The sequence below is a fragment of the Streptomyces tropicalis genome, assembly GCF_029269835.1.
GTDB classification, from domain to species: Bacteria; Actinomycetota; Actinomycetes; order Streptomycetales; family Streptomycetaceae; genus Streptomyces; species Streptomyces tropicalis.
In genome coordinates this window covers 24568-46904 of the sequence record NZ_JARJBB010000007.1, presented here as the reverse complement: position 1 = coordinate 46904, position 22337 = coordinate 24568, and the positions used below count along the sequence as shown (strand labels likewise).

General features: G+C 69.5%; 9 protein-coding genes and 1 pseudogene. 5 read left to right on the top strand and 5 right to left on the bottom strand.

All coding sequences use genetic code 11. The features are described 5' to 3' along the window. Positions 1-37: 37 nt before the first annotated feature. From P3H78_RS15710 to P3H78_RS15695, 4 genes are all read left to right on the top strand, one after another. Positions 38-1018, top strand: coding sequence for a protein kinase domain-containing protein (locus P3H78_RS15710; protein ID WP_276109606.1), 981 nt, complete (start codon positions 38-40; stop codon positions 1016-1018). Beyond that, positions 1015-5223: a hypothetical protein gene (locus tag P3H78_RS15705; RefSeq protein WP_276109605.1), complete on the top strand. Its 4209-nt coding sequence runs from the start codon at positions 1015-1017 to the stop codon at positions 5221-5223. The genes P3H78_RS15710 and P3H78_RS15705 overlap by 4 nt, the downstream gene beginning before the upstream one ends. Continuing rightward, a complete protein-coding gene (locus P3H78_RS15700; RefSeq protein WP_276109604.1) occupies positions 5220-5558 on the top strand; it encodes a hypothetical protein in 339 nt (112 codons plus the stop codon). The genes P3H78_RS15705 and P3H78_RS15700 overlap by 4 nt, the downstream gene beginning before the upstream one ends. Before the next feature lie 355 nt (positions 5559-5913). Further along, a complete protein-coding gene (locus tag P3H78_RS15695; RefSeq protein ID WP_276109603.1) occupies positions 5914-7734 on the top strand; it encodes an outer membrane protein assembly factor BamB family protein in 1821 nt (606 codons plus the stop codon). Between the two features lie 1360 nt (positions 7735-9094). Here the strand turns inward: P3H78_RS15695 and P3H78_RS33390 are convergent. Next, positions 9095-9199: pseudogene (locus tag P3H78_RS33390) on the bottom strand (integrase core domain-containing protein); the annotation flags it as partial. Positions 9200-9572: 373 nt separating this feature from the next. Here P3H78_RS33390 and P3H78_RS15690 point away from each other — a divergent pair. Continuing rightward, on the top strand, positions 9573-10010 hold the full coding sequence (locus tag P3H78_RS15690) for a very short patch repair endonuclease (RefSeq protein WP_244173759.1): 438 nt from the start codon (positions 9573-9575) through the stop codon (positions 10008-10010). 56 nt (positions 10011-10066) lie between these two features. On the opposite strand, the gene drmB is transcribed toward P3H78_RS15690, so the two are convergent. From drmB to P3H78_RS15670, 4 genes are read right to left on the bottom strand one after another with little or no spacing between them, the layout of a single operon-like run. Continuing rightward, positions 10067-11929, bottom strand: a complete 1863-nt coding sequence (gene drmB / locus P3H78_RS15685) for a DUF1998 domain-containing protein (RefSeq protein ID WP_276109602.1) — start codon at positions 11927-11929, stop codon at positions 10067-10069. Positions 11930-11934: 5 nt separating this feature from the next. Further along, a complete protein-coding gene (locus P3H78_RS15680; RefSeq protein ID WP_276109601.1) occupies positions 11935-15168 on the bottom strand; it encodes a helicase-related protein in 3234 nt (1077 codons plus the stop codon). After that, positions 15165-17069 carry a UvrD-helicase domain-containing protein gene (locus tag P3H78_RS15675; RefSeq protein WP_276109600.1) on the bottom strand — a complete coding sequence of 635 codons (1905 nt, stop codon included), beginning with the start codon at positions 17067-17069 and terminating at the stop codon, positions 15165-15167. Before P3H78_RS15675 ends, P3H78_RS15680 begins: the two co-directional genes overlap by 4 nt. After that, complete coding sequence (locus tag P3H78_RS15670) at positions 17066-21838, bottom strand: DEAD/DEAH box helicase (RefSeq protein WP_276109599.1); 4773 nt, start codon at positions 21836-21838, stop codon at positions 17066-17068. Before P3H78_RS15670 ends, P3H78_RS15675 begins: the two co-directional genes overlap by 4 nt. Positions 21839-22337 lie beyond the last annotated feature (499 nt).

The window sequence follows — 22337 nt, the reverse complement described above, 5'->3', positions numbered from 1 at the left end:
CAACGCGCCCCCTCACCGACCAAAGGAGTGAAGCACCGTGCGCGAGCGCGAGAAGATAGATCAGTTCGGCGGGCGCAAGTTCGCCTGTGTGCCCGACACGTACGGTTCCGAGGGCCGCTACCGGTGGGTGCAGAGTCTGTCGGCCGGCGGGCAGGGATACGCGGAACTCTGCGAGGACACCTGGTCCGACGGACTGGTGGTGGTGAAGGGCGCGTGGTGGCGGGACGACGAGCTCGAGCCCGCCATCGCCCAGAAGACCAGGGAGGACCGCGAGCACGCGTTCTGGCGGTCTGTGGAGATCCAGCTGGAGCTCTCGCACCGTACCCAATCGGTGCCTGCCGTGGTCGAGTTGGTGAGTGAGGTGTCGCCGACCCGCAGGAAGCACGGCGCCCTGGTGCCGCCCGGATACAGCACGCCGGACATCAACCACGAGTCGTTCCTGGTGATGCAGTTCGTGGGGGAGGCGGACCGCACGTCGCGCACGCTGGAGGAGTTGGTGGACTCGGAGGGCCCGCTGGACTCGGCCGAGGCCGTGGCCCTGGCCGACCAAGTGTCCGCCGGACTGGAGGCGATGCACGTCCCGGGGAGCAAGCGCCACTACTGGGCCCACTCCGACCTCAAGCCGGGAAACATCCTGGTCTCCGGCCATCCGCGCCGCTTCACCATCATCGATCACGGCGCGGCGCAGCGGGTGTCGAAGGGGGATCCGCCCGAGGTCGAGGCCGCGACGGACGCCTTCGCCCCGCCCCGCGCGGACGAGAAACTGACCGACAGATTCGACATGTACTCCCTCGCGGCGACCCTGGTCTTCGCCCTGACGCAGGAGCCGCCCGGGCGGGACGTCAAGATCAGGGAGATCGCCTCCGATCTCGCCCGGCGAAGTGTGCACCCTGCGCTCATCCGGCTGATTGCGACCTGTCTCGGTGAGGAAGCCACGTACCGCATCACCGCTCAGGCGTTCCGCCGGGAACTCGCCGCTGTCAACGCCTTCGCCGCCACTGAGGTGCTCTCCCGATGACCGATTTGAACAACACGTCCCTGGAACCGGACTTCTTCTGGGACACGGACGACACAGACGGCATAGACGTGCCGGCGGACGAAGGCCCGACCGGGACCTTCTACGCCCCGGAAGCCGAGGGGGCGCGGATGACAGCCGGCGCCGACGCCGAGCTGGCCGGGCGCTCCGGCCGGGGCTGGGACCCCGTAGAGCGCATGATCCGTCCGGTGGGCGAGCCCGCTCAGGTCCGGATGGTCAAGGCGTCCGACGACAGCGCTCTCGGCGCGCTGCGCTCCGCCACACCGCAGGACCAGGACAGCCTCGACATCGCGGTGCGCATTTTGATGGGGACCAGCCAGCTCGTCGTCCCTGTACTGCTCGACGTGCTGCCCGCGAGCACCGGCCAGGGGACCCGGTACATCACCACCTGGGCCACCGGCGACGCCATCGAGACCGACGCCACCCGGCAGGAGGACGACAGCCTCGCCCACAAGATGGCGCTGGGCCTGCGGACGTCGCCGACCCAGGCCCTGGAGCTCATCGCGCCGTTGGGAGCCCTGCTGGAGGAGGCGGCCGAGCGGGGGTTGTTCCCCGTGGAGCTCTCCCCGGACCATCTGATCGTCGACAACGGCTCACTGCGGCTGACCGGGTTCTCCCGGCACGGTTACGCGCCCCAGCGGGGGATCAGACCCGCCTGGGCCAACGCCTCCGAGTGGACGAGGGGACTGCTCGGCGACGAGGAACCGCCCGCTGACCCAGAGGCACTGAGGCGCTATCAGTTCCGTGCCCTCTGGGCACTGGCCGGGTGGCTCGGCTCCGGCCGGCCGCCCGCCACCTGGCAGGCCGTCACCGGAGACGAGCACCTCCAGGCGTACCTGAGGTCGGCGGGATTCCGGATCAACCCCTTCGCGCACCGCGCAATGTCCGCTGCCGTCCTCACCGACGCGGTCCGGGAACAGCGCGGAGCGGACGCCGTCGCAGAGATCGCCGGGAGCGCGGCCGTCGTCGTCTACGACGCGGGCGCGGCGCTCCACGCCCGGTACGACGAGAAGTACCTGCGGAGCCTGACGGGCGGGGTATACCGGGCCAGGGTCAGGTCCAGATCCGAGTCCGACGGCGTCGTGTACCGCGCCGTGCTGCCGGGCAACATCCCGGTGCGGCTGATCCAGCCGAAGAACGTCACGGCCGCGCACACGGCCGAGATCGACACCTGGATCCTCGTCGAGGTGACGTCGTACGATCTAGGGCTCGACAAGCACGGGAACCACCGCGGGTTGCGAGGCCGACAGGTCCTGCAGGGCACGCCCGTGAGTCTGCCCGAACGACAGTCGGTCAACCCGGAGGCGATTCGGCTTGCCGCGCTTCTGGAACGGCGAAATCCCGTTCTGGGAATTGCGCGCATCGGCAGTCGGGACATCACCGGCGACCTGGCGGGGCTGCTCGGCACCTCCGGCTGGGTGCTGACCGAGGACGGGCCGGCCGACCTCCTCGAGCGGGTGGTGGAGCTGTGTCAGGAGGAGACCGGCACCGCCCCGGACGTGTATCTGGTGAGCGTTTCCCAGGACTCCCTCGGGCCGAGGGCCCGCGCGGCGTGCCGGATCCATCAGTTGGTCCCCGACGCGGAGGTGACCTTCGCCGTGCAGTCCGCCTCCGATGGCACCACGTTGCCGGTGAGGTGGCAGGAACTGCCCTTCGTGTACGACATCGACCTCAGCATGGTCCGCAAGGAGGTCTACCCCAACAGCACTGCGGGCAAGTCCGCTGCGCGGCAGGCGTTCCCCGTGGCGTTCGCAGCCCGCGCGACAGATCCCGAGGTGCCGTCCAAGTTCATCACCTCGACGCACGACATCTTTAAGGACAAGCTGCACCGGCGCCCCGACATCCTGGTGCTCACCGCGGCCGATCTGGCCGCCCGGCGCAGGACCCTCGGCACCTCCCGGGTCGAGGAGCACCTGCGTAACCTGGCCGACGCCCGTCATCTGCTGTCGGCGCTCCCGCTGGTCGGGCCGGTGGTCTCCGATGTGGTCCGTACCGTGGGCGACCGGCAGGTGGGCACCGCCATCCCGGCACTGATGGGTCTTTCCGGCTGGCTGGACGTCCTCGCCCCCGACTGGGACGAGCTGTGCCAGGTGCTGGCGACCGAGGGGCTCCACCTGCGCCGTGCATGCGGACAGCTTGCCGCCGTTGCCGAGGCGATCACCCTCGCGCCCGAGCTCCGGCCGTTCCTGCTCGACCTGGTACTTGCCGACGCCGATGTCGCCACCCTGCGCGCCTTCCACGCGCAGGACGTGATCGGCCGCGCGGCCTCGGTGCTCCACGACGCCGGTCCGGTGCTGGCCCGGACCCTGGCCGACGCCCTGGCGGCGGCGCCCTCCGGGGGCAAGACTGCAGCGGACGTCCGGGACTGGGTGCTCGCCCTGATCGACCGGGTGGACTTCTGCCGTGCCCTGCCCTCGGCGGAGGACGCCCAGTACCTCGTTCCATCCGAGGCCGTGCGGCTGCTCGACAAGGATCGGACCTCCGACAAGCACCTGCGGGTGTGGGGAACCGCGACGCCCGGCATCGTCAACCGCGCCGGCGAGGTCGGCTACGACGTCGGTCGGCTGCCCGAGCTGCTGCGCCGGGTGGGTGTCACCGAGAGCAAGGTGCATCTGGTGACCCGGGAACTCCTCAAGGTCGACCAGCGGGTGTGGGCCGATGCCCACCGCGTCGACCAGGACCTGCTGCGTGCCTGGTGGGACTCCTTCGGCGACCTGCAGCTACTGCTGCCTCTCGCCGAAGGGCGCTGGACCGCAGACGAGCTCGCCGAACTTGCTGAGCTGGCCGACGGTGACCTCCAGGTACTGGCCGAATGGCTCGGCGGGCCGCTCAACGCCGAGACCCTGCGTGCGACGCGCCGGTTCGCCCAGGAGGTCGGCCTCCACGCGGCGCAGGTGGCGGACCTGTACAGCGAGGGCTCGTGGGAACTGCCCGAGAACCACCGAGAGCTCGCGGAGATGGTGCGGGCCGCGGTTCGTGAGGGCGCCGACCTTCCCGGGCTGCTCGCCGAATGGCCTGACCGGCTGCCGCACTACCGCAGGAGCGGCGCCGCCGCGCTGTGGTATCCGGTGGCGGCGCTCCGGCTGGCCGGCGCGCTGGGGCTGGCGGCTGAGTCCGCCGCGGAGTTCGTCGAGGTGGACGCCAAACGACTGAACGCGGCCTGTGAGGTGCTGGGGCGCCGTCCGGTGCTGGCCCGCAGCCTGTCCCAGGCCCGCCCGGCCTCCGTGCGTGAGCTGATGCCGCTGCTGGAACATCTGCCCGACCAGCTCACCCCGGACGACGTCGACCGCCTGGCGAAGTCCTCGGACCCCGTCCGCGACGGTCGGATCGCCCAGGCATCGGGGCAGCCCCTCCACGTGGTGTCCCTGGTCCGGCGGGCCTTCCCCGAGGCCACTCCGGAGCAGATGGCCAAGCTGGTTCTCATCGGGGCTCTGGTCTCCGACCTTCAGCCCTCCGAGCTGCAGTCCCTCGCTGCGCTGGAACTCGACAACGAGGTCTACGCCAAGGTCGCCGAGACGCACCTGGCCCTGAGGGGCGGCCCTCACGTGATCGGCCTGGTGAAGAGGTACGGCTCCGCGGCGCTGCACGCGGCGCTGGCGCCGATGCCTGTCTTCGACCGGGTGCTGCTGCTGACGGCCATGGCGAAGCTGCCGCCTGTGCGAGTGGCGGCCCTGGAGCTGCGTGCGGACCACATGGCGCCCCTGGCCCGGGCGGAGAACCGCAGCGCGGGAACCTTCGAGGCCCTAGCCGCGCACGGCGGGGGGCTTTTTCCGCTGCTGTGCGGGGAGCACAGCACTCAGGTGGTGCACTTCCTCAAGGAGCACTCCCACACCCCTGAGATGGCGGACTGCCTGGTGGCGGGCGGCACCTCCGCGCTGGAGCCGCTGCGGACCCACGGCTTTGCCCTCGTGCAGGTGCTCACCCTTGCCGGTGTGCATCCGTCGGGAGCGGAGGACGCCGCCACCGCACTCACCACGGTCGACAGCGTGCTCGCGGGAGGCCGCCCGCTCTCCCGCCGTGCCGTGGGCAGACTCCTCAACCACACCCCTCTCTACGCGCGTGAGACCCACGACCGGGTCCGGATCCCGCTGGCCGCCCAGGTGCTGCGCCGGGGTCTGGAGGAGTCAGCGGACCAGGCACGGCTGTTGCTCCTCGCCGACAACGCCGTGTACGGGCTGGGGACATGAAGTCCAGGGACAGCGACTGGCTGGGCGGTTTCGCCGAGCCTTTCGCTGCGGTCGTCCTGGCGATCTGGGCCGTGGCCGCCCTGATCCAGTTCCTCATGCAGAACCGGGCGCCCCTACTGGCTTGGGGCGTCAGCCTGGTCCCCGTGTGCCTACTGTTCCGGGTGCTGCGAGTCGCGCTGCCACGGGTGCGTGAACAGAACTGTCACCGCTCTTCCGGTAACTGGCCGGTGCTGGACGTACGGAGAGACCGGGATCTCTGGGCGGCGACCGTGGCTGGCCGCGCCGTGCTGCTCGTGTGGCCGCTCCTCACCGGGACCCGCAGTGCCCGGGAGTAGTCGGCCACGTCGGCGCGGTGGGGCAAGGCCGTGCTGCCGTTGCTCCCCTTGGCGGCCCGCGGGACTTGCCGGTCCTTCATTCCGCCGACCGAACAGCCACGGCCCATCCGGCTGCCACGGGTCCGCTCAGCCCGCAAAGGCCGGCGCATGGGCATGCCTCGTGGCTGGGAGCCGCCGTCGGAGCGGAGGACCGCACCGAATACCTCCCGTCCGGCGCTCGGGTTCCCCTGGCGCGGCCCGGGGGATTCCAGCGGACCGGCCCCGCCGAAACCCGGCCTGACGAGGCGATGCGCCGGGTGCGCGCACAGTCCGACCCAGGGGACTTGCTGCCTTTTCATACAAATGGAGAATTCTGATGGGATATGTCGTAGGGGCCGTGGGGCTGCTCCTCGTGCTGGGCGTCGTGCTATCCGCGCTGGGATGGCTGGTGGTGGCGCCGGTTTCGTTCGTCCTCCTGGGCGGGCCCACGGTGCTGGGGACGAGTGCTGCAGTCGCCGTCTGCGTCGCCGTTCCGGTCGGGCTCTGGTCGGGCCTGGCCCTGGTGCGCGCGCGGAACGGCCACCGACGGCACACGGCCTGGCCCGTCCGGGGTACCCGGCTGGACGCCCTGGCCTGGACGATGTGGCCAGCGGCCATTCTCGGCGCGTTCGCCTGGCCGGATCTGCTTCTGCTGCGGGACGAGCGATGGGGAGCGTTCGGCGCCGTCGGGATCCCCGTGCTGGCACCGACGCTCGCCCTGCTCCTGCCAGTGGTCGGCCTGCTGCTGTGGCAATGGCTGCCGGCCGCCCGAGCGGAGCAGGGCAGGGAAACGTATTGCCCCGTCGCGGACCAAACGGTGGTCCGGACCGAGGCCTCATGGATTGGCTCAGCCACCGGAGCGGTGCGGGACGAGGTACGGCTGCCTGGCGAAGTGCTGTTGGCCCCGCCGTCCCGGCAGTGGCCGCGGGAGGCGCTGGCCGTGGCTACTGCCGGGACGGCGCGGGCGACCCCACGCCTTCGCAAGCGGCTCGGCCGTTACGTGCTGTTCATGGCGGTCCTTCTGGCTCTCCTCGCCGGGCTGGCTGCGCCGGCCGACCCGCGGGTGCGGTGGTACACGATGGGTGACGTCACCTCGGCCTTTCTCGCTGACGGCGTCGCCTATGTGACCTACGAGAAGGAGAACGGCAGCCGCGCGCTCTCCGCCCGGAACGCCCTGACCGGGGAGGAGAACTGGCGGGTCCCGCTGCCCACCCGGACGGAGGGCGACGGAGGAAACGAGAGCAAGGCCGGCTCCGGCGGGAAAACGTCCCACGACGAAGGCAAGGACAACGTGTATGTGGGAGGCCGCGCTGTCAATGCGCTGGCAACCCGGGACGGCTCGGTCCGGTGGACGTACTCCGCGCCCAAAGACACGCCGGAGCTTCAGTTCAGCAGGCCCGTGGTGGCCGGCCGGCAGATCCTGGTTGCCGCCACGGACGGCACGTTGAGGGTGCTCGACAGCAGGACCGGCAAGCTCCGTTGGAAGAAGAGGTGGGGCGTGGATGAGAACGGCGACGGCACACCGTACTCCCTCGAAGACCTTCCACCGTTCCTGGTCAACCACGGCAGGGTGTACCTGGCGCGGCCCGGGGCGGTCGAGGTCTACGATGCCGGTTCGGGCAAGGACCGCTGGAAGATCGGCATACCCGGGGACGACAGCGGATACGACACCGTGCGGATCACCGCGACGGCCGATGTCGTCTACGCAGCTTCCGGCAAGACACTTTCGGCTTTCAAGGGCCTCACCGGGAAGCGTCTTTGGAGCACGTCGCTCGCGCACAGTTTTTCGCCCGGGGGCTTCACGGTCTCCGGTGATTCCTTGTTCCTCAAAGACGATGACCACCTGCGGCGGTTTGCCGCGCGCTCCGGCAAACTCGTCTGGAATGTGGACGTCCAGGGAGCCTCCGTGCCCGTCGTGGTCGGTGACCGGGTCATCCTCGGCTACGACCAGAAGATCACTTGTTTTCGGGTGTCCTCCGCGACGCCGTGCGGGGCCATGAGCACCGCCAGTGTGGACGAGACGCTCGCGGATCCTGGAGGCTCCATCGTGCTCGTCGACCACGGTAACTTCGTGGAAGTTCTCTCCTCGGATCTACGCCCTCGTGACACGTGGAACGCGCGACAGTTGCTGCGGGGATGGGGTGCGACGATCTGGTAGTGCTTCGTTCGCTTGTGCAGGTGCGGGGAGCAGCGAACTGGGCCACCTGCGCCGCCAAGACCTCCAGGTCAACTCGGCGGCTGCGGGGGCAGGGCTTGACCTGCCGTAATCCGTGGAGGCCCAGGTGCCTCTGCTTTCCAAGGGCTCACCTGAATCCATGCCGGTCCCATGACCGCTGGGCGTTCTGTCCGGGGAGGGTGTGGCCGTGTCCTGCCGGCGGGTGTCGTCAGCACCGGGTGGGTGACGCTTCGAGGTGCGACCCGGTGACTGCTGCTGGACCTCATCTGCGGGTGATGGGCGGCCCCGTAACCAGGGCGCAGGTAGGGGGCCGCCTTAGCGCTGCCGTCCTGTCATGGGCAGGGCACTACGACGCTAAAGCGCGGTTCCCCCACGGTCGTGCTCGATGAGGCGTCCGAGTGAGCCGCTGCGCCACCCGTGCCACACCCCGACCGGATGGAGCCCAGGTGACGCGGCTACGGCTGGGCCCAGTGTCGCCCAGGCTGCGCAACGCAGGGAGACCTTCTTGGGGCCGAGGCCTGTGGGGCCGGTGTAGGCCCGTGCCTGGCAGGTGGCGGCGTTGTTACCCACTTTTGGGTGAGGACCGGGCCCTGGCCGCGCTGGCGGGGCTTGGGGGAGGGGCCTCAAGCCGATGCTGGCGCCGACCGCTGCCCTCACTGTCTGTTCTCATGGAGCGCGCCAGGCGCTCGTAGATGCCCTCTAGTGGTGGGGCGCCGCCGCTGCCTGACGCCGAGGCAGTGGGTGCCTCGGCGTGCGGCAGCTCACGATGTGACGCTGGTGTTGTCGTCGAGACCAAGGGGCGGCTCCGGCGCACGACAGGACGAGGATGGCGCCTCGCCGTATCTCGCCGTTCCCGGCGCGACCACCGGCTGACTTGGAGAGTGGCTGTTAATGCAGGTGACAGCTTCTGCGACATACATGCCACAGGGAACGATCTAGGCCCGGGCCGATTCCGGTCTTGCGGATCCGAGCCGGCATACAGCGAGGTCAGCACACTGAAAGCTGTCGCGGACCGCAGCCAGGTTGCAGCGTGCCAGGGACACCAATGCAGGAGGGAGCCGAGACCGTATGTCGGTGAGATGGCAAACTTCTCGCCGGCACGATCTGCAACCGGTGGGACCGCACAGGCACGAGCCCGCGCCCATCCTCGGTCTGATCGCTCGTGGCATGCGTCCCCTGGGGGACCGGATGGGCACGTCAGCGTGATGAGGCGACGCGATCCGTGATCAGGCGGAACTGCGGTGTTGATAGCCCAATTGTGGCCTGCCCGCGTGAAGCGCTCCGGGATCGGTGGAGGCTCTATGCGTTGACTCCAGCCGCCGGTTGAGGCTGGTGGTTGAGTGTAGTGGTTGGTTTCGTGCTCGTGGGGCGGGATGTCTCCGATGGCTGTGTGGAGGCGCTTGTTGTTGAACCAGTCGACCCATTCCGCGGTGGCGAGTTCGATGTCGGCGAGCCCGGGCCAGGGCGTGCAGGGCTTGATCAGCTCCAGGCGCTGCGGCCGGCCGGCGATGGTGGGGCGGTATGTACGCGCTGGGCCTGGCTGTACCCGGGGCATGGGGTGCGCACGACGTCGTCGAAGCGGAACTGCATCGACAGCGAGTCCTGTGGCCGGTAGCGCAGGTGGGTTGCTTAACGCTGGGCAAGTGGGTGCGACAGCCTTGGCTGACATGCACTGTCTCGACTGGCGTTGCTTCTGCGTTCACGACATCCCCGACCTGGGAGGCAGCGTGGCGTGGCCTGGTTGGTGTCGGGCTCGCGCATTGGTCGGGGGCTCGCGCCACCCGGTGGCGCTGCTCGCTTGGATCGGGCAGGTGGGGCGGGTGGACAATGTCTGGGTGGAGGCGTTGGAGACGACGGCACAGGTTCGGGCGCGGATGAGCCTGCAAAAGAGCCGGAATACCCAGGTGGAGCTGGCATTGCGTCGTGCGTTGCATGCGGCGGGCCTGCGGTTTCGGGTGCATAGGCGGCCGGTGAAGGGGGTGCGTCGGGAGGCGGACATCGTGTTCGGGCCGGCGCGGGTGGCGGTGTTCGTGGATGGCTGTTTCTGGCATGGGTGTCCGGAGCATGGCACCTGGCCGCGGCGGAATGCGGATTTTTGGCGGACCAAGATCGAGGGGAATCGGGTACGGGACGCGGACACCGATGAGCGGCTCGGACAGGCCGGGTGGCTGGCGGTACGGGTGTGGGAGCACGAGTCGCCGTGGGAGGCGGCGGAGCGGGTGCGTGCGGTGGTGGAAGAGCGGCGCCGACGGCGTTGAGGCCCTTCTGCCGGAGTGGGGTGGGGCGGGTTGCCTCGCCCCACCCCAGCGGGGGCTTACATGAGGTCGTGGAAGTATCCGGGCACCGTGCCGGTCGGTGTGCCTACGAGCATGGCCCGGTCGAGGAGGCTGTTGTTGGTTTCGCAGCTGGTCTCGGGCAGCAGGACGCAGGCGTGGCAGGCGGCGAGGTTGACGTTGTCGACGCCGGTGGCCTCGGACTCCATGCACAGCGGGTCGTTGGAGCACCAGGCGGTGCGGGCGAGGGCGGCCTTGAGAGTGTGGGCCAGGCGGTCGGGTTCGCCTTGGGCGACAATGCCGCCGAGGCTGCCGGCCGAGTCGCTGGTGGCGGTGTAGAGCAGCAGGCCCGCCATGTTGTCGTCGCAGTACAGGCGCTCGCGCAGGGCGGATGTCGGGTAGCCGCCGTCCAGGCTCCACTCGTTGATCAGAATGTGTGCGAGGGTGTGGAGCAGGAGATAGCGCGGGGAGACGGGTGAGTCGATCTCTTCCGCGTCCTGCTGCTCCCCTCCTGCGGTCTTGGACGCACCGGTGCGGCGCCTGAGAAGCGTCAGGTGATTGTCGCGGATGCGCCGCGCGCGGGCGATCACCGTCTCATCGGTCTCCCAAGAACGCAGCCTGTTCTCGTCCAGGCGCAGGAACACGCCCTCGCCGATCACCTCCACGGCCGGAAGCCAGTCGATGTCGTCGGACAGGGTCAGCGGCGCCATGCGGTGGGCGGGATCCGCCTCGGAGGGCAAGTCACCGCGCATGAACGACGCCAGGGCCCGCACCTCGCGTAGCCGCTTGACCAGCATGGTGTCGCGCAGCCCCAGTGGTTGCAGCACGGCCGGGGAACCCAATGGCTTTTCGCATACGAAGGGCTGCCATTCGGCCGTGTACCGCTCGGGGTTGCCGCGGACCAGCCGGATGTACTCCTCCTGCCGCAGCGCGCTGCGGGCCTTCGGTGTGGGAGTGTCGTCCTGGTCGGCCGCTACATCGTCGTCCTCGATGGCCTGGACGAGATGGATGATGTCTTCTGCCGTCGCGTTGACGCTCTTGAGCAGGGCGGCGTGGTTCTTGGCGAACCAGCGGATGGTGTCCTCGGATGCGCCGAGGAGTTTGTGCTTCTCCACCAGCTTGTGCAGGCCCTCGCCCCACGGCGGGATGGACAAGGCGCTGGCGACGAGGGGATGCCATACGGCGGAGGAGCCTCGCTGCATGGCCCGCGGTGCCTGGTCGCACCCTTCGGGGGGCACCTCCTTCAACCACGGGCGGCCGCCCTCGCAGCGGATGCCGAGATCTTTCAGGACGCGGCTGCGGAAGGCGCCCTCCATGGATACGTCCGGCACGCCGCAGCTGCAGGAGACGACGACCGACCGCAAGGATGCGGTGCTGCCGTTGGTGCCCAAGGAGAGGGTGCCGCCGCACAGGCCGCCTGTGTGGCCGCTGCCGCGGTGGACCCACCGCCAGTACGGAAAGTCCGAGATGTGGCCGTTGTTGCAGGCCAGGACGAAGCGGGAGGGCACGAGGTCCTCCTCGCACATCCCGCAACGCGCTGTACGGGGCGGGGAGTTGAATTTGTAGAACGGCTGGAGCGTGGCGCACTTGGGGCACGAGTACATGTTCGGGAACCGGCGGACGTGCACCCCGTCCGTTGCTCGGTCCGGGTCTGGGGCGGGCGGCTGGCGGAAGGAGCGCACCTTCAGCAGGCGGGTCAGGCGACGCTCCAGGACCTCGGGGGCCTGAGAGATGTCCCAGGAGTCGAGTCCGGCGACGATGAACGACTCGTTGTCCACGGCGATCATCGCACCGACACCGTAGGTCGTCACCATCTGGGAGCGTCGTACGCCGCCGAGCTTGCGGGGGCGGACGACGGCGGCGCCGGTGCCGCGTCGGCGGCGCGGGGGAGGGGGCGGGGTCATGGTGGTCAGTGCTCCAGGAAGAGGGTGGATTCGGCGTCGACGTCGCGAAGGCTCCACAGGGTGGACCAGCCAGCCGTTTCGGGGTCCTCGTCGTCGAAGCCGGCGAGGAGGGCGGGTTGGTGGGTGCCGCGCTTGGCTTCGTAGACCAGCTCGGGGTGGTCGGCTGCCTCGTTGAGCCACCATTGCACGAACTGGTCGAAGCTCTGGGCCGTCGCCTTGCGCTCGAGATCGTTGACCGCGTTGACGCGGGCGAGGATGCACGGGCGGACGAGGGCGTTGAGATCGTCGACGAATCCCGCGATGTGGGCGGCCGCCTCGTTGGGGCGGGCGGCGGGCAACAGCAGTCGGGCCAGGGCGACGACGACGGCGTGCAGTCCTCGGTCGCGGGCGCGTGAGGAGAAGGGGGTGACGCTGGTCGACTCCACCTCGCGGTACAGGGCTGAGTGGAAGGCGGGGAAGCTCTCGTAGTGCGAACGGTCCCGGGAGCGAGCCGAGTTGTACATGACCGCGACCAGGCCGGGGTGGCGGCGGCCGACGCGGCTGGTGGCCTGGATGTATTCGGCGGTGGTCTGTGGCTGGCCCATGACTGCCATCAGGCCGAGCCGGTCGATGTCGACCCCGACGGAGATCATGTTCGTGGCGAGCAGCACGTCCAGCGTGTCCGCTTCGGGCAACTCTCGTTCCAGTTGGCGTAGATGGCGGGGGATGGCGCTGGAGTCGGCCCGGCTGCTGAGCTCGATCAGTTGGGAGGCGAGGCGGGGTGTGGCCGAGGCGCGGGTGCCGAGCAGTTCCAGGCGGTCTTGGACGTCGTCGAGGACCTGTAGCTCGGCGGCCGACAGCAGACGCAGGCTGTTGAAGTAGCCCACCAGGGTCCAGTATGCGTCCTTGACCTTCGGATCGGCGTCGGTGCGGGCGGCGGCGTCCAGCAGGGCGGCGTAGGTGCGCACCAGGAGGGTTGCCTGGCTGGTGCTCGGGGTGAGCAGTCCGATGTAGCGGCGGGATGCCTTGTCCTTGCGTGGGGTCTCGACGGCGAACCAGGAGTCGCGTGCGTCCAGGCCGGCGGGCGGGAACTGGGCCGTGCGACGGTCGAACAGGGCTCCGACCTGCTCGGTGGCCCGGCGGATGGTCGCCGTCGATGCCACCACCTTGGGCTTGTCCGCCAGTACGTCCACGGCCGTCTCGTACAAGCCGGTCAACGTCCCCAGCGGGCCGGAGATCAGGTGCAGTTCGTCTTGGACGATCAGCTCCGGCGGGCGCGGACCGGCCGGCTCGTCCCGGTTGAACAGCGCGGCCGTGGCCGGGCGCCACGGCATCGAGGCGAACTTGTCGACGGTTGCGATGACAAGGGTGGGATGCGCGTCGTAGATCGCCTCGTCGACCAGGTGGACGGGCAGTCCGGCATCGGTGTGGAAGGCGCAGCTCGTGCTCGGGCATCGCACGATCATGCGGTGGGTGCTTGCGCGGACCTCGTAGTCGAAGGCGGTCAGCGGCTGGCCGCACCACGGGCAGGTCTGCAGCTGGACCGGGTTCTCCTTTTGCAGGGACTTGCCCGGCTCGCGGCACAGCTTGTCCAGGCGGTCCTGGGCACTGTCCAAATCGTTGGGGGTGGCCGACTTGCCCACCCACATGCCCAGCGAGATGGGCTCGATGCCCAACTGCGCCTCGTGCTCGGCGCGCACTTGCTCCATCGCGCAGATCAGTGCAGCGGCCCGCTCGAACTGCTGAAGCGTGAGCAGACGCAGGGTGTAGCGCATCACCACGGTCACCCCGCCACCGCGCGCCCCGTCGCGCAGTCTGCGCCAGAACGTGGTGAACGCGATCAGCCCGAGGTAGGCCTCGGTCTTGCCGCCGCCGGTGGGGAACCACAGCAGGTCCGCGACCTCGCGGTCCTCATGGTTGGGATCGACGATGCCCTCAAGGCACAGCAGCATGAACGCGATCTGAAAGGGCCGCCACCTGCCTTTCTCGATCTGCGGTTGGCCGTTTCTGCCCTGCTTGATCCAGGCCGTGCGCGCCCGCTGCTGCGCCATCGCCTGGTTCGCCCACCGAAAGGCGGCAAAGACATTCGGCTTGCGGTCGTCGCCCAGCAAGGCCACACCGCGCCGCATCCGCCCCAACGCCAGGCGGCACAGCTCCAGTTGTTGCCGCGCCGCCGCCTCGTGGGGTGTGCCGGCCAGGGCGCGGGCTTCTTCTTCGCGCGCCTCGATCCACTCCTGATACCCCTGAAGCAGGCGGGTGAGGGCAGCCACCACGTCCTCTTGTGTTCCCTGGCCCAGGCCGTGCATGGTCAGCGCCCGGTCGTCGATGTGCGGGTTGGAGTCGGTGAGCAGCACGTCGTGCGTGGGCACGAACTCGGTGCGCACCGATGCGACTGCGGCTCGCTTGGGCAGGGGGGTGCGCAGCGGCGGCGCCTGCCAGTCCCAGGCGACCGATGTGCCGTGGCCGGTGGCGAACACGGGGGCGTGGCGATGCAGAAGTCGGCTGAGGGCCTGCTCGTCGTCGACCGGGCCGCGGCGGGCGGGGCGCTCCACGAAGGGACGGGTGCCCTCCGCGCCGTGGACGCTGACCTCCGGCTGGAAGAAGCAGTAGGCGTCCTGCAGATCGAACTCGCCGGCCGTCAGCGTGTTCACCACCGTCACCGTGACCGTCACCGTGCCCTCGACAGCTGGGCGCACCAGAGCCCGCCATTCCAGGCCGTCGTACAGCTTGCCCTTGATGGAACCGGGCCATCGCACGTCGAACTCGCCCGGCTCGCACACCAGCACCTCGCGACGCCAGCGCTCCTTTTGCCGTTCGGTGCTGCGGGCCTCGCTGCGGCGCGGCTCGATCCGGTGGCCGGCCTCGTCCTCGGGAACGTAGCGGGCCGCCGTGACCGTGACCGTCACCTGCGGGGACTCCGTCGCATCGACGGCGAAGGTCAAGCCCATGGAGGAGGGCTTGCGCAGATTGGCCAGCGCGATGCCCAGGTCGGTGGCGCCCTGCTCGACGTCGTCGCCGGCAACGACGTCGGGCGGGGTGTCGACGCCGTCCTCCTCGTCGAGCGTCAGGGGCTGCTGCGCATCGATGTCGTCGGCGGAGGGCTGGGGGAAGAGGACGCCGATCGGATAGGCGGTGATCGGCGCGTCGTCGGTGAGGACCTCCTGTTCGGTCCCGTGCGGGCCGAGCAGGTCCTTGCGCAGCGCGGCGCGCAGGTCGGAACGCAGGTGGTAGTGCGCCGTGTGCGGCGACGGTGCGGTCACGGGTGGTGGTGTCCTTCCGGGACGGATTCGGCGTGGGTCCAGTCGAAGCGGCCCAAGCCGCACAGGCGCGGGGCGAGCCAGACGCCCCTGTCGCCCAGGCCCAGGCGCTCGGTGAGAGCGGGGAAGCCGGCGACACTCTCCACGGTGTCGATGCGCAGTCCGGTGACGCGGCACGGCCACCGCTCGACCTTCCACCCCACATTGATCTTCAAAAGGCGCCACAGGTCGTGGCGGAAACGCTCGGAGACGACTCCGATCGGCCGGCCATCGTGGAAAATCCCATACGGCGGGGTCTCGACGTCGGATGCGGGCAGGTCGTGGAGTCGGCGCAGCTCCACCGCGTCCCCGCCGTGCACCCGCTCGCGCAGGTACTGCTGGAGGGCCGGGGGGTCGCTGACCGGATCGTCGGCGCCCGCGGGCGTGGCGCGGCACACGTCCAGATCGCCCGCCTCGATTCCGGAGCGCGCGTAGGACTGTCGGCCGCCGACGTACCACCGATCGGTGGGCTTGTGCTTGCGCATCATCCAGGTGTGCGGGCGGGCGAGCCGGTAGACGTCGTCGCGCGGCCGGGTCATCGCCACGTACAGCAGACGCGCCTCGGCCGGCGGGTCCGCGTGCTCCCCGCGCCATTCCGACGGCGCGGGCGGCTCGACGATCAGGACACGGTCGAACTCCAGACCCTTGGCCCGGTGCACGGTGGAAATGACGAGTGGATGGAAAGGGGGTGCGGTCAGTTCGTCGGGCAGCCGGCCCTCGGCAACGGCGCGGCGCAGCGCCTCAAGGTCGAGGGTGCCTCGGGGACCGGCGGCGCAGCGCCGCAGCGCATGCCACGTGCGCGACGCATCCCAGGCGGGCGCAAGCACGGCCAGGTCGCGGAAACGGTCCTCGGTCAGCTGGGCGGCGCTGGTCGCCAGCAGCAGCTGGGCCACCCACGCCGGTGTGGGACGCGAGCGGGGCGAGCGCTGGATATGGTGATCCACCCCCAGCGTGTGCAGCCGTTCCGACAAGTGCAGGACCTGGCCGTTGTCACGGCACAGGATCGCGGTGGTGCCCTCGAATTGCCGCAACGAGGCCAGGGTGAACGCATCATCAAGGGGGCCGAAGTCGGGGGCGAGGGCGAGGTCGGAGCGCAGCTGCGCATACACCGCCTCGGCTTCCTTCGCCGCCTCGCCCCTCTCGGCCGGCAGGGTCTGCAGTCGCGGCCCGTACGGCAATGCGATACGGGCCTCTTTGGTGCGGGCGCGGAAGTTGTCGGCGAGGGTCACTTCGACCAGATCGTCGCTGAACGAAACGCGCACCCAGCGGAAGAAGAGATTCGTCTCGTTCGCACGCTCGTCGGGGTCGGCGACCTGGAAGCCGTAGATCGCCTGCGCGGCGTCGCCGACCACGGTGAAACCGCAGTTGTCCGCGTACCGGTCGAGGAGCGCCTCGACCATGTCGCGGCGCACGCCCACCAGGTCCTGCACCTCGTCGATGACGACGTGCGCGGGCACCCCCTGCTCCGAGGCATCCAGCACGCCCCGCTCGATCGCCTCGGTGGCCATCGCGATGCGCCGATCGAAGCTGGTGCCGCCCAGGTCGTCACGCTGAGGGTTTTCCAGCAGCAGCACGGACAGCGCCCAGCCGTCGAAGGTCTGGGCCCGCACCCGACGAGCGGTGGTGGCGAGCTTGTCGACGCGCTCGCGCAGCTCGCGCACGGCGGCGCGCGAGAAACTCAACACGAGGATCTCGCCCGCCAAAAGCTCTTCGGTGCCGGTCAGATGCTCCAGCCGGTAGGTGAGGGTGGTCGTCTTGCCCGCGCCCGCGCCCGCCGTGACGAGCGACCTTGCATCCCAGGGCTTGGTCACGACGGACAGCTGGGCGGGGGTGAGAGAGAGGCCCACCCCTTCCGAGACGGTCACTGCTGTCCCTTCTTCCACAGGTACTCGAACTCGGTGAAGGCAAGACCCGCGTCGTAGTTCACGATGTTGTCGCGCACGTCGAGGATCAGGCAAGTGCCCTTGCCACCGTTGCGTGGCCCGCGCAGACCACGGCCGATCATCTGCTGGTAGCTGTTGGCGCTGTAGACGGGACGGGCGATGACCACGGCCCGCGTCGCCGGCGCGTCGAATCCCTGCGTGAGCACGCCGTAGTTGGTGATGACACGGATCTGGCCTCTGCGGAAGGCCTCCACGCGCTTGCGCCGCTCGGCGGTCGGAGTCGCCGAGTCGATCGCCGCCGCCCGGATGCCCCGGTCGCCGAGCTTGGCCGCAAGGAACTTGGCGTGCGAGACGGACGTAGCGAACACCAGCACCGGCCAGTCCTCGGGCATCGCCGCGATCTCGTCCAGGAGCATCTGATTGCGGGCCTCGTCCTCGGCCAGACGCTGCTCGGCACCCTTGGGCAAAAAGCCGTTGAACTGCTCGACGGTCCGCAACTCGTCCGGGCTGAGCTGCATCCGCGCACCGTCCAGCTCCCGGTGCTCGACCTGCGACAACACGCCCAGCTGCTGCAGACTCGGAATCGGCTCGCCCAGGAAGACCCCCTCATCCAGTCGGCGATTGCCGAACCGCTGAGCGAGCTGCCGGGTACGTTCGGCGTCGTTGCGGAACGGGGTGGCGGTCAGACCGACCAGGTGACGGGAGGTCCCCCAACGGGTCAGGCCGAGCTGCTCGAAAATCTTCGTGTACTCGGGCGATGTCGCCACATGCGCCTCGTCGACCAGCGCCAGAGACGCCCCGCGCAACCACGCGTACTCGTCCGTGTGCAGGCACACCCGCAACTTCGCATCCGTCGCCACGACCAGATGCGGGCGGCCTGTGACCGGGGTGGCGGAGTTGCTGCTCCACAGTCGGTCGATGACCAGCGGCTGGTCCGCACCGACCTTCTCCCACACGAACTTCCAGGACTGCACGGCCTGCTCGCACAGCTCCTCGGTCTGCGCGATCCACAGGATCGGCCCCGCCGGGGTGCCCGCCTCGCGGATCCAACGGATGACGCCCTCGGCCGTGACACGGGTCTTGCCCGCTCCGGTCGGCAGGCTGAGCATGGCCCGCTGCGGCGTCGGCAGCGTCAACAGCTCCGTCAGCTTCGACGCCAGACGCTCCTGGTAGGCGTGCAGAGCGGGGAATTCCGTGGGCCCCTGCGCCTCCTCCCTGGCCGGCGGGGAGGGCACGCGCGCGCCGGCGAAGGAGTCGGGAAAGCCCAGATCGGTCACGAACCGCAGCGCCGAGGCGCTGCCATCGAAGTAGCGCGGTGCGTTGGCGTATTGGGCGGCGATGTCCTTGGCGTGCACTCGCAGCACCGACTCGTCGTGCGCGTTGTAGGCCATCTCGGCAAGCCGGCGTGCATCGGGCTCACGGCCGGTCTCGGAGATCTCGCTGGCCAGCAGACCGGTGGGCAACTCCCTCTTGATGTCCTCCTCGTCGATCATCATGGCGATCTTGTCGATGACGCTGTCGCTGCGGCGGATCGCGGCCAGGCGGGCCTGATAGGCGCGGTCGGCCTGGTCCGCCTCGTACTTCTGGATCAAGGCCCGGCACCCGGAGACCCCCATGTGCCAGCCGAACTCGCGGTCGGCGATGACGAGTGCCTCCTCGACCGACAAACGGTCGGGCACCAGCACCGTGTGCTCCTGCCGGGTCCCGTCCAGCGGCTTGGTCCGGCTGCCGTTGGGGGTGCGGACGACTTCCTCCAGCTCCGAACAGCGCTGCAACATCAGACCGTTGGCGCGGCTGCCCAGGCGCTGACGCAGCGGCGGGTACTCGTCGACCAGCGGCACCGGCAGGCCCACCGGCACGACGCGCACCCGCTTCTCGACGACGTCCGAAACCCGCCGCATCCCCCACTCGGTGATCATGAACTCGGCCTGCTCGCGATCGCCTTCGGCGTCGACGAGGAGCGCGGGGTGCTTCTCCCGGATCAGCTCCTCGTACTCGGCGCGCGTCAGGGCCACGGCGATCTCGTTGTCCGGGCGCATCTGCCACTCCTCGCCCACCCGGCAGCGCACCGTCTCCTCGACCACCACCAGTTCCAGTGCGACGCGGATCAACGTGGCGTACGTGCGGCCGACCAGGGCGTCGTCCTCACTGCTCTTGGCCAGCTCCAGAAGGTGGGACCAGCGTCGCGGCGCGACCTCCTCCACCGAGGTCGGCAGTCCCAGACGGCGCGCCTTGTCCTGCTCGAGCTGGGTGGCAACGGGCAGGACGTGCGCGTAGGCGGCAAGCTGCGGGCCGACGGCGTCACACACCGACACCAGTCCCTTGGAGGTGTGCACCGTCCCGCTCCGGCGCAGCAGCCACAGGATGGGGGAGGGGACCCGGGTGCGGGTGCTCACATTGCGGCCGATCTGCCGCGTCCAGGACTCCACGAGCCCGTCGGTCGGCACGGCGTCGAGGAACGCGGCCCTGCCCTCGGACGAAAGACGCTCGAAGAGGTGGAGCGGACCGGCCGTCGGCGAGCCCTCCAGACGCACGGTACTCATCTGTACACGGTGGGCCGTGGAGTCGAGGCTTTCCAGGTACGCCTCGTGCAGGGCGCGGTGGTAGGTCTCGAACCAGGGGTCCTGCTCGGGGTGGTGGCCCCGCGCGGGGCGGTCCTTCATGCCCAGTTCCCGCAGGGTGGAGGCGTCGTGGACGGACAGGTCGACGGCGATCTCCGCGTCCCGAGAGCCGTCCGCTGGTACGACCTTGCCGGGCAGCAGGCAGTCCCTCATGGGACGAAAGGCGCCGGCGACCGTCTTGACGTGCAGGATCTCGTCGTGCTTCGGCACCTTCGCACGGATGGTCAGCACCTGCGCGCTGCCGCCGGCGCTGCGCAGCAACTCCCAAAAACGGGCCCACGAGTCGGCGGTGTAGCCGGCGAAGCCCTGGTCGAGCACGCTCTCGAACCGGCCGCGGCTGTCCGCGTCGCGGATCCCCACACGGTCCAGGTGCAGGAGCAGGGACGGGTCGGAGGCGATCCGCTCGTCGACGTACACCAGGTCGTCGGGCAGGCCGTCGATGCCGGAGTTGCGAAAGACGCTGCCCGCAACGGGCGCGACGAAACCGTGCCCGGCGGTCAGGACGATCCGCGCCCGGCGGGCATCCTGCGTCTGGTCGGACGGCAGCTTGTCCAGGAGATGGGACAGCAGACGGATCGCGGCGGCGGAGGCCTCGACGGTGCCGTCCTCGACCAGCGTCTCCAGCCAGTCGCGCACCGACTCCACCGGCCTGTCCGCGGCGGTCAGGAAATGGGTCAGCTTGCCGCGGCGCCCGCCCACCTCCACGGAGTGGTGCACCCAGTTACGGGGACGACCGGGATACGCACGCCACAGCTCCAGAGCCTCCCTCGGCAGTCCCTCGGGGTGGATACGCAGCTCGGCCGGGATGCGCAACGTGCCGTCCTGGTCGGGCAGGGACGGGTTCTGGGCCGTCAACCTCCACACGAGTTCGGTCAGTCGGGCACACGCCCAGTTCGGCGACTCCTTGGTGCGGCCGGGCAGCAGCGGGAGGTAGGCCGCCGGGTCCTCGGGCTCGGCCAGCTCCGGCAGGGAGCCGACCACCAGGTTGGCCGCGACCCGCAGCAGCTCCTCGTTGAGTGCGCTGCCGGTGAGCAGGTTCTGCCGGTCCTCGTTGGTCTTCCAGGCCGCGTTGAGCGCACCGCTGAGCGTGGTGGCGTACTTGGTCGGGAAGAACGACCAAAACCATCCGCGCTCGTTGGGGACCTGCCGGATGCCCTGGTCGTTGACCTTGTACTCGGGTACCGCCCAGGAGACGTCGATGGTGACGCGGGCGTGCAGCTCACCGGCGGCGTTACGGGACTCGTCCGTCACCTGGTGCGGCACCATGAAGACACGGAACCTCTCCACCTGGGCGGGGGAGCCGCCGCGCGCCTCACGGACGGTGTGCAAGGCGCCGTCGTGCTCCACGGTGATCTCGCGGCGCACCTTCGGCATCACGCGGACGTCCTCCAGCACCACCGTGCCCACATGATGGGAGAAGAGCTGGAACAGACGCGGGAACTCCTCGCGGGCGCCGTCATTGCGTCCCCGGCCCGCCTGATGGATGTCCAGGCCCAAACGCTCCGCCGCTCCCGGCAGCAGGCGCAGCCGTACGACGGTCGTGGCCCAGGACAGCAGTGCGCGCAGGCGCTCGTCGCGGGCGCACTCCCATTCCACGTCCAGGGGCCTGGCCACGCGGAGCACCGGGGTTTCGCCGACCGTGTCCACCGGCGCGAGTCCCCGATCGGCGCGTCCCTTGTTGACGGCGGCGAGGATCTCGGCCGCCGACCAGTCCGCGTCGAATCCGAACGACCCGGAGGTGCTGAAGAACTGCGGGGTGCGCGTCACCGATAGGACGGACTTCACGCCCACCCCGAAGCGGCCGATCTGTCCGCCTCGCTTGCGGGAGACGCCCATGCGCAAGATGGTGTCCGCGCCGTCCGGCGTGATCGGGGTTCCCTCGTTCGCGCAGTACAGGTGGTCCTCGGTGAGCATCACGTGGATTTTGCCCCCCTGCTGCTCGCGCAGTTCGTCCGCGGCGTTCTGCACCAGCTCGAAGAGCTGTCGGTCCCCGTATCCGCCCTGGTGGATACGGCGCTCGCCGTTGGCGTCCTCCTCGACACGGTCGGGATTGAAGGCGTAGGTACCCAGGGCGAGCTCGGTGAGCTCGGCGATCTTCGTCAGGACGGCTCTGTCCGCATGACTGTTCACGAAGGTGCGTACTCCTCGAAGACGGATGGCGACACCGGCACCGACCCTCGACAGCGAAGCGGGCCTTGGGCCGGGTGCCGGAAAGGTGTACGAGACGGCGGCTCGAGCCCTTGTGGGCCGGGGGAGCGCTCGGCTCGGGCGCACTGCCGTGCGCTTGTGGTTGCGTGAAGCGTCGGGTCTGCGGTAGTTACGCGAGCGCGAAGCGGCCCGACGGTCGCCGAGGTGGTCCTGCGAGGAATCGATGGTTGTGCACGAGTAAGGCCCCCCTTAGCCGTGTGTTGGCATTCCGACGAAAGCGGTGCACCACCAGGGCTTCCCCAAGCCCGATCGGGGTGCTGTCCTCGTCGTCGGCGGGACGCTATACCCGTGTGGCCTGCGATGTCCAGTCGCTTCGGGCAACTTCTGAGGTCCCGTCAACTGGCAGTGGTGTTGTCAGTGGCGCCTGCTATAGGGGCCACCGGCAGGACCATCGTCTATTGGTTTTTGACGCGCGGGTGGA